The 12,376-nt window shown below is 62.0% G+C and carries 11 protein-coding genes and 2 pseudogenes; 10 read left to right on the top strand and 3 right to left on the bottom strand.

Annotation, left to right across the window (positions count from 1 at the left end; translation table 11 throughout):
• The first annotated feature begins 29 nt into the window (after positions 1-29).
• The 10 genes and pseudogenes from RHODMAR_RS18170 to RHODMAR_RS18125 all read left to right on the top strand — a co-directional run bounded on the left by RHODMAR_RS18170 (position 30) and on the right by RHODMAR_RS18125 (position 9,780).
• Positions 30-335, top strand: a complete 306-nt coding sequence (locus RHODMAR_RS18170) for a DUF2469 domain-containing protein (protein ID WP_008717288.1) — start codon at positions 30-32, stop codon at positions 333-335.
• Positions 336-744: 409 nt separating this feature from the next.
• Complete coding sequence (locus tag RHODMAR_RS18165) at positions 745-1,089, top strand: histone-like nucleoid-structuring protein Lsr2 (RefSeq protein WP_008717287.1); 345 nt, start codon at positions 745-747, stop codon at positions 1,087-1,089.
• 352 nt (positions 1,090-1,441) lie between these two features.
• Complete coding sequence (locus RHODMAR_RS18160; protein WP_008717286.1) at positions 1,442-1,798, top strand: YraN family protein; 357 nt, start codon at positions 1,442-1,444, stop codon at positions 1,796-1,798.
• A complete protein-coding gene (locus RHODMAR_RS18155; protein ID WP_042939805.1) occupies positions 1,798-3,303 on the top strand; it encodes a YifB family Mg chelatase-like AAA ATPase in 1,506 nt (501 codons plus the stop codon). Before RHODMAR_RS18160 ends, RHODMAR_RS18155 begins: the two co-directional genes overlap by 1 nt.
• Positions 3,300-3,767 (top strand): annotated as a pseudogene (locus RHODMAR_RS18150) (DNA-processing protein DprA); the annotation flags it as partial. The gene RHODMAR_RS18155 and the pseudogene RHODMAR_RS18150, both read left to right, overlap by 4 nt.
• Before the next feature lie 62 nt (positions 3,768-3,829).
• The gene (locus RHODMAR_RS29160; protein ID WP_008717279.1) at positions 3,830-4,642 is read left to right on the top strand and encodes a site-specific integrase; all 813 of its coding nucleotides are present in this window, start codon (positions 3,830-3,832) and stop codon (positions 4,640-4,642) included.
• 386 nt (positions 4,643-5,028) lie between these two features.
• Positions 5,029-5,280: a hypothetical protein gene (locus RHODMAR_RS29155; protein WP_232433703.1), complete on the top strand. Its 252-nt coding sequence runs from the start codon at positions 5,029-5,031 to the stop codon at positions 5,278-5,280.
• A gap of 83 nt (positions 5,281-5,363) precedes the next feature.
• Positions 5,364-7,199 (top strand): hypothetical protein, encoded by a 1,836-nt coding sequence (locus RHODMAR_RS18135; RefSeq protein ID WP_042939808.1) that lies wholly within the window; start codon positions 5,364-5,366, stop codon positions 7,197-7,199.
• Positions 7,196-9,346 carry a hypothetical protein gene (locus tag RHODMAR_RS18130; RefSeq protein WP_008717273.1) on the top strand — a complete coding sequence of 717 codons (2,151 nt, stop codon included), beginning with the start codon at positions 7,196-7,198 and terminating at the stop codon, positions 9,344-9,346. Before RHODMAR_RS18135 ends, RHODMAR_RS18130 begins: the two co-directional genes overlap by 4 nt.
• 98 nt (positions 9,347-9,444) lie before the next feature.
• Positions 9,445-9,780, top strand: coding sequence for a hypothetical protein (locus RHODMAR_RS18125; RefSeq protein WP_232433702.1), 336 nt, complete (start codon positions 9,445-9,447; stop codon positions 9,778-9,780).
• 299 nt (positions 9,781-10,079) lie between these two features.
• On the opposite strand, the gene RHODMAR_RS18120 is transcribed toward RHODMAR_RS18125, so the two are convergent.
• The 3 genes and pseudogenes from RHODMAR_RS18120 to RHODMAR_RS18110 all read right to left on the bottom strand — a co-directional run.
• Positions 10,080-10,469 carry a hypothetical protein gene (locus tag RHODMAR_RS18120; RefSeq protein WP_008717268.1) on the bottom strand — a complete coding sequence of 130 codons (390 nt, stop codon included), beginning with the start codon at positions 10,467-10,469 and terminating at the stop codon, positions 10,080-10,082.
• 801 nt (positions 10,470-11,270) lie between these two features.
• Positions 11,271-12,122 carry a hypothetical protein gene (locus RHODMAR_RS18115; RefSeq protein WP_008717266.1) on the bottom strand — a complete coding sequence of 284 codons (852 nt, stop codon included), beginning with the start codon at positions 12,120-12,122 and terminating at the stop codon, positions 11,271-11,273.
• Positions 12,119-12,376: pseudogene (locus RHODMAR_RS18110) on the bottom strand (DNA (cytosine-5-)-methyltransferase); the annotation flags it as partial. The pseudogene RHODMAR_RS18110 and the gene RHODMAR_RS18115, both read right to left, overlap by 4 nt.

Below are 12,376 nucleotides of genomic sequence, written 5' to 3'. Positions count from 1 at the left end.
CACGCCCGACTGGAGGATGAAAGAGACCGATGAGTGCCGAAGATCTCGAAAAGTACGAAACCGAGATGGAGCTCTCGCTGTATCGCGAGTACCGGGACATCGTAGGTCAGTTCAACTACGTCGTCGAAACCGAACGTCGATTCTATCTGGCGAACTCCGTCGAACTCATTCCGCACAACGCCGACGGCGAAATCTACTTCGAATTACGGATGTCTGATTCTTGGGTATGGGACATGTATCGCCCCGCCCGTTTCGTCAAGCACGTGCGGGTGATCACGTTCAAAGACGTCAACATCGAAGAGTTGGACAAACCTGATCTTCGGCTCCCGGAATAGCTCTCCTGGCCTGACGCGGCGGGTAGCGAGGGGTCGGCGGCGGCGTGGACGTGAGTGAGCGCGTTCGGACGTCGAAGGCCGTCGGTCGGGCCGAACCGGTCGACGGTTGGTCCCATTGGTGATCGACCGCAACAGGCACCCGACCGTATCGGTCCGGGTGTCCTGTTTCGATGTGGTGTGACGGAAAACCCTATCTGTCGGAAGTATGCGTGAGCCGCAGAACTTGACCAAAGTAGTTGCGCGGCAGTCCCATTCGATTTCGGTGGGTTATTTCTCGAAAAGAATCCATATATCGGGGCGAATATCGATCGATTCGGTGCGTCGCGATACACGTTCAGTTCATTGCATGGACACGAGAAATGGTGGTAGAACTTGATTATCCATTCCCCGAACGTGTAAGAGGTACGAGATGGCACGCAAGACGCTTGTGCAGATGATCGACGATGTCGACGGATCGGTTATCAAAGATGGTCAAGGTGAATCCATCGAATTCGGCATCGGCGGGAGCCAGTACCGCATCGATTTGAATCTCAAACATGCTAACGAATTACACGAACAGTTGGCATTCTGGATCGAGCACGCCGAGAAGATTTCCGGTCGCCGTACCCGGAAGGGTGGCGCTGCTCCGTCGCCTGCTCGTGGCAAGGTAGACCTCCAGGACATTCGGGCATGGGCACGAGAGAACGGCCACGAGGTCAGTGCCCGCGGCCGTATCAGTCAGGACGTTCAGGCAGCCTACGAAGCTGCCCATTGACCATCCGGTAGCGCCGAGGTAGCCGTGTCGCTACCGGCACCCTCTCCCCGCACCTGATGCGTGGTCCCCAGGCCGTGTACGAAGCTCCGTCCGAGTTCCGAATCCGGACGGAGCTTCTTGCATTTCGAAGCGATTGAGACGGGGAGGCCAGACTCGCACTGGCCTTGACATTTCGGTCCGACAGAACCGGCAACTCGTCGTCGTATATTGCCTCGTTCGTCCACAGGTGAACAGTTGTCCACAGGGCAATCTTCGACCTGCGTTTTCTTCGTTTCTCCTCGATTCGGGCGTGCCACCGTCGGTACGACCGAATCGGCCTGCAAGCACGGCCGGAGAGTGGAGGAATGCGGACATGGCGACCAATCAGGAACTCGGTGCGCGCGGTGAGGAAATAGCGGTGCGCCATCTCGAGGACATCGGGCTCGAGGTGATCGAGCGGAATTGGCGGCATCGAACCGGTGAGCTCGACATCATTGCGCGCGATGGCGACACCGTGGTGTTCGTCGAAGTGAAGACGCGCACGGGAATCGGATACGGAACACCTGCCGAGGCGGTGACGTACACCAAACAGACTCGAATCAGAGGACTGGCGATGTCGTGGCTTGCCCTGCAACAGGGGCCGTGGGTGCAGATCAGATTCGATGTGATCGCAATCGTCGTCGGTCGAGACGGAAATCCGGTCATCACCCACATTCGGTCTGCGTTCTGATGCCGCTCGGACGAGCGCACTCGGTGGCGGTCAACGGTGTCGACGGTGTGCTGGTGGAGATCGAAGCCGACATCGGACAGGGTTTGCCCGGTACGCATCTGGTCGGTCTGCCCGATACCGCTCTGAACGAATCGCGTGACCGGGTCAAAGCCGCGGTGAAGAACTCGGGTGGGACGTGGCCGGACAGTCGGGTGATTCTCGCGCTGTCACCCGCTACCTTGCCCAAAGGCGGCTCGGTGTACGACTTGGCGCTCGCGCTGTCGGTTCTCGATGCTGCGAAAGCCATTCCGCGCGGCAGTCTCTCGGACACGGTCTTTCTGGGTGAACTGGCATTGGACGGGAGGCTGCGGGCAGTTCGCGGAATTCTTCCCGGGGTGCTCGCGGTCAAGGGTGCGGGATGGCAGCGGGTGGTCGTTCCGAGGCAGTGTCTGCCCGAGGCAGGGCTGGTGGACGGGATCGAAGTGCTGGGTGCGGGCTCGCTCGGGGATGTGGTGGCCTGGCTTCGCGGCGAGCAGTTACTCGAATCGCCCGTTCCGACCGACTGGCATCAGGAGATCTACCCGGATCTCAGTGATGTGGCCGGTCAGGCGGATGCGCGCTGGGCTCTGGAGGTCGCTGCGGCAGGGGCGCACCACATCATGTTGACCGGGCCGCCGGGAATCGGAAAAACCATGTTGGCTCAACGTCTTCCTGGCATTCTTCCGCCGTTGACCGAGTCCGAGGCGCTCGAGGTGACGGCCATTCACTCGGTGGCGGGCCTGTTGACCACAACTCGGCCCCTCATCACGTCGCCGCCGTTCATCGCGCCGCACCATTCGACGTCGGTGAGCGCGTTGGTCGGCGGTGGGACCGGCATGGCCAAGCCGGGAGCGGTCAGTCGCGCGCATCGCGGAGTCCTGTTTCTGGACGAGTGCGCCGAAATGAGCGTTCGGGTACTCGAGGCCTTGCGGACGCCGCTGGAGGACGGCGAGATTCGCATTGCTCGACGAGACGGAGTGGCCAGATATCCGGCGAGGTTCCAGCTTGTCCTCGCGGCGAATCCGTGCCCGTGTGCACCAGCGAGACAGGCCGACTGCGTGTGCGCGCCCACTGTCCGGCGCAAGTATCTCGGAAAGCTCTCCGGGCCGTTGCTGGACCGCGTCGATCTGCGCATTCAGATGATGGGTGTCGCGACCGGCGCACTGGTGGACGAGGTGGGGGAGGGGACCAGCGATATCCGTGCGCGTGTGACGGGAGCCCGGGACGCCGCGGCGCAGCGGTGGCAGGAATTCGGTTGGGGAACGAATGCAGAAGTACCAGGACCTGCTCTGCGCCAACGGTTTCGGCTGACACGCTCGGCGCTCGCACCGGTGGAGCGAGCGCTACGCAACGGATCACTGACTGCGCGGGGTGCAGATCGGGCGCTTCGGGTGGCGTGGACGTTGAACGATCTGGCCGGCGGCACCGTTCCCGGTGCCGACGAGGTCGGAGCGGCACTCGATTTCCGTGACAGGGGGGTGGCATGACCCACGATGCACGCCGACTCGCGTGGGCGTATCTGTCTCGAGTGGCGCAAGGCCCGAATCGGCCGGTGTTCGACCATGCCGCAGTGCACGGTCCCGAATCGGCTGCCGCCGCAGTGCGGGCGGGTGGTCTCGGAGAGCGACTGATGGTGCGAGCCCACATCGACACCGCAGCAGCAGATCTCGATCACATAGCTGCACTGGGTGGCAGGTTGATCACGCCCGACGACGACGAGTGGCCGGCGTGGCGATTCCTCGGATTCGACGGATCGGGTCTGACAGCGGGGGTGGACACCTGCTCGCCGATTGCGTTGTGGGCATTGGGAAACCGCCCGGTGGCGACGTCCACCGAACGGTCGGTGGCCATCGTCGGTACGCGCGCATCGAGTCCCTACGGTGATCACGTGACTGCGGAGATCTCCGCAGACCTGGCTCTCGATGGTTGGACGATCATCTCGGGAGCGGCCCTCGTTCTATAGCAAGGCACCTGTTGTTGCTAGTCTTCCGGGAACTTATGGGGTGAGTTGAGATGGCCGACAGGGTGTGGCGGGTCTTTCAGTACGACTTCGAAAGGCGCTGGCCTGATGTGCCGGCAAAACTTTGTGGCGACAGCCCGGATCTGGCGACATGGGCTCGGGAGTCAGGGATGCGGCATCGTCAGCGCTTCCTGATCGCGCCAACCGGATTTCCTGACCTGCGGGTGAACGCGTACTTAGCGTCACCGAGGATTCGGAGCCTTGCGGAGACTACACAGCGGGACTACGCGCATTCGCTGGCGTTGTGGCTGAACTTCCTAGATGTCACGGATCAGGTCTGGTGGGAAGCCGGTGAGGACGACGCCGAGGAATTCAAGTTCTGGCGGTTGACCGACCCACAGAACGAACAGCCCGTGGGAACCTCGACCTTCAGCAAGGACCTCGCCGCTTGCAAAAAGTTCTACACTTGGATTAGCGAAAGGTACCCAGTCATTGCCGACCCGTTCGCGCAGATCTCGTCCCCAATTGCGAAACGCGGGGCCGATGTGAAGTGGCTCGATCCTGCGGCAGTTTTACGGTGGCGGGACCTAGGATTGCGAGGGCGATTGCCGTCAGGTCGCCGGGACCGGTCGTGGCGGGGACGCAACGAACAGCGAGACGCAGCCTTCGTCGACGGCTTGTATGGCACGGGGCTACGACTGACTGAGTGGGCCAGCGTGGTGCTACCCGAGCTGCCTCAGCTGGAGGTCGGGCGGGGTTATTACCGGTGCGAGCTGGCTGACATGTGCGCCAAGGGCGGAAATGGACATTCGTACTGGATTCCGCGTGCGGCGCTAGCCGAGCTTCGGGCTTACACGGAGGGGTAAGGGCGCGGGTAGTGCGCGAGGCGCAGGCTGCAGGTCGTTACGAGCGGCTTCCCTGGATCCGGGTGGTGGCGGGGGAGCCCAGCCGTGTGTCCGTGACGATGCCAGATCGGGTAGGTGGGACGGCGACGCGTCCGTGGGCACTGATGCGGCCGGGTCAGCGGCGCGCGTTGTTTCGGTCCACGCCGGCAGGTCTGGAGCCATTGTGGCTGTGGCTGAACGAGGACGGGATGCCGCGGGATCCGCACGGATGGCATCACACATTCGAGGCGGCCAACCGCAGAATCAGCGGGCTAGGGCTGGACGGGTTCAGGTGCACCCCCCACATGTGTCGCCACAGCTTTGCGCTTCGCTGGTTCTCGATCGGCAAGCTGGTTCGTGGTCACCAGATGGCTCATTTGTCGAAAGACCAGACCGACGATTTCCGTGAGCAGTTCGGCGACACCTGGCATCTGGTGCAGACGATGTTGGGACACAAGAGGGTGGAGACCACCAAAGATGTATATCTGGAGCCGTTTCGGCGGTTGGAGGTAGAGCAGCTGCTGGCTCATTCCGAGGGTTTTCCCGTGGCGCGGTTCATGGCAGAGGCATTCGCCTCGCACCCTCGTGTACGTACCGACCCGCTGGCGGGGGACTCGTGAGCCCGCGAGGCCGCAAAGCCACCTACCCCAACCGCGGTGGGTCCACGACGGACTGGGGCCTTATGCCTGGGGGTGGTCTAGTCGTGAGGTGCTTCTCACCGGACGGCAAAGAGCAGCGAGACTTCGATTTTGCCAACCTGACGGTGTCGCCACAGCTACAGGCGGCGCTGGCGGGCGCGTTCGCTCTACGCGTTGCACCGAAAAGGGGTTTGACCAGGTTGTCAGCGGTAGCTAATCCGTTCCGGGTTTCCCTGCGTTTCAGCCAATACCTGGCGCAGCTCGCCTGGCCGCCAACGCAGGTGGAGCATTTGGCGCCGGAGCACGTCGACGGCTTCCTGGCTTCGCGCTCGCTGCAAAACTCAACCCTTTATTCGGAGGCGCGGGAGATCAAGACAATGCTGCTGCTGGTCGAGGGAATCAAACCGGAGTTGGTAGTGAAGTGCCGGGAGCCGATTCCGAAGCGGGTTCGGCTTGAGGAAAATCGAAAGCAGAGCTACAGCAGCCAGGAGTTCAAGCGGATCGCCGACGCGGCCCGATCGGATCTTCGGAACGCAGCTAAGCGGATTCGCGTCAACCGTGAGCTGCTGACGCGTTACCGGGCTGGCGAGCTGACAGATCCGGATCGACGTTTGGAGCTGTTGGACTTCGTGGAATGCCACGGTGATGTCCCGCGCACGATCGGCCGAGATAGATGGACCGCGCATCGAGAAGTCCCGATGCCGTGGGTCAAGAAATTTGGCACGGTGGCCGACGTGGTTTCCGGTGCGCATCTGACTGTCCGCGAGGCCACAGCCGGGGTGATCCTTCTGGGCGCGATGACGGGGGAAAACCCAAGCGTGCTCCTGGATACCCCATCGACACACCACCGGGCCGATGGCTTTGCCGGTGGGCCACGGACGGCGATCGTGGACGCGATCAAGCCGCGTCGGGGCCGAAAGGCCTACATGAACCTGGTGATCTCGCAGGTCCCGGACTGGATCAGTATCCCGGGGGAACCGTCTGAGCTCTCTGCGCGCGATGAGCTGCACACCCCATTTGGGGTTTATGCGTTGTTGCACGAGTTGACCGCAGCTTCGCAGCGTGTGACGGGTTCGGACAAGCTGTTTTTGGCCTACCACGTCAGGGGGCGTGTAGTAGGCGGAGACGGGCGAGGGCTTCGGCCGCTGGCCCCGGCCCACTCGTGGTACTCCACGGTGAGATGGTCGGAGGAGAAGAATCTGAGGGCAGATCCTGACCCAAGAGCTGCCGCCGCAGGCGAGGCCGCCGAGCCGAGAATTCTGCAGGCCAGGCTGGACAGGATCCGGCTGACCTATCTGGAGCTGCATCAAGTACCGGTCGCGCACACTGAGCAGACCCTTGCAAGCCACTACCTTGGTCGCAACCGCGGTAACTACGCGGAGTATCGGAAGGTGGTCGCCGATGCCCTGGCCGAGGAGGTCAATAAGGCTCGCGCTTACGGGCTCATGGCCACGTTCAGTGAGGCCGACCTCAAGGCCGCTCGCACTGACCCGAGCTCGGCAGCTCGCGACTTCGGCGTCGGTTCGGTCACCTTGAATAAGCTAATCGAAGGTCAGTTAGACACGGTGATGAACGGCTGCGTCGATAACGAGAACAGCCCGAAATCTCCATCAGGGCATCCCTGCCGCGCATCGTTCATGGCGTGCCTGGACTGTCCCTGCGCGAGGGCATTGCCCAGGCACCTGCCGATTCAGACACTCGTCCACGACACCCTCGAGGCCCGCCGATCGGAGATGACCCCGCTCACTTGGACGCGCCGCTTCGCGTTGCCGCACACACAATTGGCAGACCTCCTCCGCCAGCACGACAACGCCGACGTCGCGGAAGCGCGCGATGCAGTGACCGATACCGACCGGGCTATCGTTGCGCGGTTCCTCAACAGAGAGCTCGATCTACGATGAGCGGCACCGCACGCGAAGAGAATTTCTCAGTGCCGGTCGGGACTGAATGGCCAGGTCCGGACACGATCGTATTGCTTCACCGCGAGCTGGTGCCTGGCGTCGACATGGAAGTCCTGTCACGTTTCGCCCACGACCGGTGGTATCTCAATTCGGCAGTCTTCGAGGAGAATGCGCAGTCGGCTAGTCTGAACTTTGCCGCGATTCCGGCCCCGCTCCGTCTGATGGCTAAGCACTACTACTGGCAGCAGATCAACACCGACTCGCCGGCAGGCATGCGTTCGGCTCCGCCCGTCCAGACCTCGATCGCGTCGCTTCTTACCACATATCCGCAGTTCAAGTCTTTCATCCTCTGGCTGGACAACTGCGGTATCACCGCGCTGAACCAGGTCGATGCGGCAGTTTTGGACAATTATCTGATCCATCTGCTCGACAGCGAGACAATGACCCTTGGCCTCAAGTACCGGCGGGCCGCCGAAGTCCGCCGCCTGTGGTCTTACCGTGCCTTACTTCCCGAGCAGATGCGGCTTCCGGCGGTTCCGCCTTGGGGCGGTGACCCGACCAGGGAACTGTTCGGCCGCTCCAAGGCCGAGCGGGAGAACTTGACCCACCGAATCAGCGAGGCCACCATGCAGCCATTGCTGTCATGGGCGCTTCGTTTCGTCGAAGATTTTTCCGAGGACATCATCAACGCCCATACCGAATTCCGCTTCCTGCACGACAGGAGCCGAAAACGGCGCCGCGCTCTGGGAACGCTAGAGCGGTCGCCCAACGGCCAAATCGAGCAGCGGATGGCGCTTTGGCTGGAGCATCTGCGTGCCTCTGAGCTGCCGCTGCCGGGCAAGCGCCAGCCTGACGGGAGTCTCGCCGTTCACTGGCCCCACGTCGGTAAAGTCCTGAACTGCACCGAAAACCGGACAATGGCGAACACTCCTGCGGGGAAAATGGCATTGGATTCGGGCATCCGCGTAACCGACGGTTGCTTTCTGGAGGTCCCAATCACTGGGACAGTCGGAGGACAACGCTGGCGAAACGGTCCTATTGAGTTCGACGAGGCCAGGCGTCTGGGCAGGCTGTTGAGCACAGCGTGTTTCGTCGTGTTGTCCTACCTCAGCGGTGCTCGGCCGGGCGAGGTTCTCAACCTCCGTCGCGGCTGTGTCAGCTACGACTCGGTCACCGATCTGCACCTGCTGAGCGGGGTCTACTTCAAAAATGCGGTAGATGCGAACGGAAACAAGATTCCGGCCGGGGAACTACGCCCCGACCCCTGGGTGGTGGTAGGTACCGTCGCGGACGCCGTCGGCGTCCTCGAACGGTTGCACGGTCACGAACTGCTATTTCCAATTCAGATTTTGGTGCACCATCGGCAGCAAAATCTTCAGCGTAAGGGGCGGGCGCGTGTCAGTTCCGTGATCTCCCGTGATATGGCTGACTTCGTCGCCTGGTGTAACAGCATGGCCGGGCACCTCGGCGTCGATCCTATTCCAGCCGACCCCAATGGACCTCTCAACGCTTCCCGGTTCCGTAGAACGTTGGCGTGGTACATCCGGCGCCGCCCGCGTGGGCTTGTCGCGGGCGCGATCCAGTACGGCCACGTCCACACTCGGCTGATCCAAGGCTATGCCGGCGATTACGACTCGGGGTTCTCCGATGACTACGCCTTCGAGGACTTCCTGGCCCGCATGGAGGAACTTGCCGAGGACGAGAAAGCTCTTGCTAACGGCGAGAAGCTATCCGGGCCGGCAGCCGGCACCTACCGCGATCGCGTGATCGCCGCGCACCGGAACTACGCCGGACATGTCCTGAAATCTGATCGAGAAGCACGAGAACTGATGGCCAATCCTCTGCTGAAGATCTTCCACGGGCACGGCATGACCTGCGTGTTCGATCCGCAGCAAGCGGCGTGTCAGTTGCGTGGCACCCGAGACGACCCGCTGGTCACCCCCGACGTCGACGACTGCCGACCGCGTTGCCCCAATATTGCCCGCACTGACAGGGATATCGACGTTGTTCGCGCCAGGCACGCGGAGCTCAGCGAGATCACCGGTGATGTCCTTGCTCCGCCAATCCGTCACCAGCGGGACCGGCACGAGATGGACAGGCTTGAGTCGATCTTGAGCGCCCACGCGGACGCCGGAGTGGTGCAGTGACCGGAGATCCCGCACACGAAACGGACCCTGTTCGGAAAAAAATCATTGCCGCGATGCACCGCCTAACGGCGGGTCAACCGCTGCGATCGACCGGGCGGATGAGCGTGTCCCAACTTGCTGTCGAGGCCGACCTACCCCGCTGGCACCTCACCCACCAGCATGTCGACCTCAAAGAGCTATTCCAGGCACAGGTCAAGACTGCGCAGTCCACACCTGCGGCGTTTGCACGGGACCTCAGCGACTTCGAGAAGCTCAAAGCCCAGCACGCCAAGCTCATCGCGAGTTACGCCGAACTGGAAGCGCAGGTCGCGTTCTACGCAGCCGTGATCAACACGATGGCGCTGGAAAAGGCCGCCGCTCAACATAAGGCCCCACTCACTGACCTGGAGGCGCGGCGTCAACGAGCCCCGAGACCGGCGGACGATCCAGGCTGACGCCCGGTTCTCGGACCTCGACGGATGGCCCCCACTCGGTATAGCGAAGCCCTCCGCGAGAAAAAGTCGTCGCGGCTGTCTCGTGTCTCGGCCACGCGAGAGCCAGGTTCGTACCTTCGACATAACCTTGACGCCGCCGACGGTCGTACCAATCACAGCGAGCTATTCAGACGCATGATCGGTCACCCACGTGGGCAGCCTGATCGAGCTTCCGCACAGTGTCGACGCGATCCGTTGGTCATTGCGCTATCAACAGTCGGGATCCTTTGTGGACAGAGGCGGTTCGACCTGGTCGCGGGTTACGTCGCCCAACGACGCCACTCGGCGCGCGCGAGCCCGAGTACTGGCTCGATGGGGCGGCCCTCGGCGACCCATTGGGCTGCGCTGCGGTCATCGAGATCGGCGAGAGGACTGTGCAACCAAGTAGCGCAGGTCCAGGCGTCCGCCGCGGCGTGCAGCATCGACCACAAGGTCACAAGGTCCGGGTAGACCGTTCCCGAGTCGGTGAACTGCCAGGTGGGATAGACCCACTCGCCGCCGTCGAGTTGGCAGGCGATCACGGCTCCGGTCGATGCGGCCTTGGCGACTGCCTGCCGGCTCACGCCCCACCACTGGGTCAGACCTGAGGTGTCGTAGAAGGGGCCGACGAGCTGGTCATAGATGTGACTGGTCGGTAGCGCGGAGGTCATGGAATGGCTCCCTTGAGGTCAGGTCGGCCGCCGGAGTAGTTAGGCGGCCTCTCCATTGTCGAGCATCCGTTGCGGTACCTCACGTTCGCAGACGGCGATGGTCGCACTGGGAACTGTAGTCCGATATTGGGCTGTGAGGCTGTGCGTTTACGTCCTTCGATGATGGTCATCGGCGACTGCGCCGGGCCTCTCGCGGGCTACGGTGCTGCCCGATGGCTCAGTCCCCTATGTCGAGCATGTAGGTGCGCAGCAACGGTCTTGAGGCTCTCACAAAGTACGGCTCCTTGAAGATGTACTGATCGGGGGAGGAACCGATGTGGTGCCATGAGCAACCCCACGCCGACCTACGGGGTGGGTTCATGCCAGGGCAGGCATCCAAAATAGGCTGACAAGCTACACCGCTTACGACTGCGATCTGCTCTTGCGGAGACGGACACCCAGGCTGATGACAGTGGCGCAGCAGGAGATCGAGAACCGGTCGTGGGACGCCTACGATCCGACGACGTTGTCGCCCGGCACTACTTGCCGTCGTGGCAGCCGTGCTCAACTCTGGGTCGTGTAACCGCGCCAAGCGCGGTACGTGAGCGTTCGCGCTGCGATCAACAAGCAACGCGCGCATGTGACAACTGTTCGCATCGGGCGCCGGGACTTTGACGTCGACATGATTGCGACCGTCGTTGTCGAAGACTTCAGGGACTTTCTGTGGCCTGAGCAAAACTAATGCTACGCAGAATTTGCTGCACTACGGGCCCTCGGATCCTGACCTCGGGATCGGTGCCGATTATGCGGTGGAAGCTCTTCTTAGACGTGCCGAAAGCTTGAGTCGTACGCCTGCGCGGCTCGGTTGATCATATTGTCGTAGTGAAACTGGTTGCCCGGTTGCGGTGCGGGAGGGTTCGTCACCAGCGTGACCGGACTACCGTCATTCGTACAATCGAGGACGATGATTCCGAGCGCGTCGAAGCCACGTTGTCCGTCGTGCGAGCCCGACCGCCGATGAATCTCCTCGATTTTCGCGATGGTTCGCAACGTGTCTTTCGGCTGTTTGTGGGTACTGACCACTCGTTGGCCAGGGATCTTATTCAGGTCGCTACTGAGGAACGTGTCCGAGTAGTTGATGATCGAAAGTCCAACGGCGAGAGCGTTGTTGCTGTCACCGTGGATTGTCTGAAAACTGGATGTGAGTTCGTCGTGTAGCCGAGGTAGCGCTCTTACGTGCGCAGTCATCGTCGCTTTCGCTTCGAGCGCGACGAGGACCGTAGATCCGGCTACGCCGACGGGGCTAGTCGGGAGTCCGTCGAGCTTGGCCTGCTCGGCAGGGGTGAGCTTGATCCCGAACTTGTCCGCCATGGTGCCGAGGTCGACAGTTTTTGCTCCCTCCTCTTCGCTGGTTCGCGCGACGACCAGATCGAGGTTCTTGGTCCTGTTCGAGGTCCAATCGTTGAGCTTCCGATTGATGCCGAACGCGACCTTGCCCTCGGCGGCGTGAGTCCGCATCAGTGACGAGGAGTTGAGCAGATCGAACAGCACGGCCCAGCAAGCGACCTTAGAGTGATGATCGCTGCGCGAGTTGTACTGCCACCACTGGCCTTGCTTGTCTTCGACGTTCGGGCCAGACAACGTACGCGCGAGGATCTCCGGACCGAATGTCACGCCGTCATGCCTGTCGTCATCATGGCGTCGAGGTGGTCTTCGACCTCGTCGAGGAAGTTCGGCGCGAACCGCAGTGACCCTGCTTTTGCCCGCTTGAGGAAGCCTGCTGTAGCGCGCGCGGACAGAGGAGCTGAGTCTTCGAGGAACTTCTCGATTGGGTCGAGTGGCTCAGCCTCCGGCCACAGCGATGTCACGCCACCAGCGATATACGAGCCTGTCTTGTCTCCCCACGCCGCCATGGGCCACCGGCCGGC

Source organism: Rhodococcus sp. AW25M09 (genome assembly GCF_000333955.1).
In the GTDB taxonomy this organism is placed as follows: domain Bacteria; phylum Actinomycetota; class Actinomycetes; order Mycobacteriales; family Mycobacteriaceae; genus Rhodococcoides.
Note: the sequence above shows the minus strand (reverse complement) of the source record. Positions and strands in the feature narration are given on the sequence as shown.

Bases quoted from the DNA above. Each gene is read 5' to 3' on its own strand.
- RHODMAR_RS18130 (WP_008717273.1), top strand. From the start codon at position 7,196: ATGAGCGGCACCGCACGCGAAGAGAATTTCTCAGTGCCGGTCGGGACT.
- RHODMAR_RS18125 (WP_232433702.1), top strand. From the start codon at position 9,445: ATGAGCGTGTCCCAACTTGCTGTCGAGGCCGACCTACCCCGCTGGCAC.
- RHODMAR_RS18120 (WP_008717268.1), bottom strand. From the start codon at position 10,469: ATGACCTCCGCGCTACCGACCAGTCACATCTATGACCAGCTCGTCGGC.
- RHODMAR_RS29155 (WP_232433703.1), top strand. From the start codon at position 5,029: ATGGCTCATTTGTCGAAAGACCAGACCGACGATTTCCGTGAGCAGTTC.
- RHODMAR_RS18165 (WP_008717287.1), top strand. From the start codon at position 745: ATGGCACGCAAGACGCTTGTGCAGATGATCGACGATGTCGACGGATCG.
- RHODMAR_RS29160 (WP_008717279.1), top strand. From the start codon at position 3,830: ATGGCCGACAGGGTGTGGCGGGTCTTTCAGTACGACTTCGAAAGGCGC.
- RHODMAR_RS18155 (WP_042939805.1), top strand. From the start codon at position 1,798: ATGCCGCTCGGACGAGCGCACTCGGTGGCGGTCAACGGTGTCGACGGT.
- RHODMAR_RS18170 (WP_008717288.1), top strand. From the start codon at position 30: ATGAGTGCCGAAGATCTCGAAAAGTACGAAACCGAGATGGAGCTCTCG.
- RHODMAR_RS18160 (WP_008717286.1), top strand. From the start codon at position 1,442: ATGGCGACCAATCAGGAACTCGGTGCGCGCGGTGAGGAAATAGCGGTG.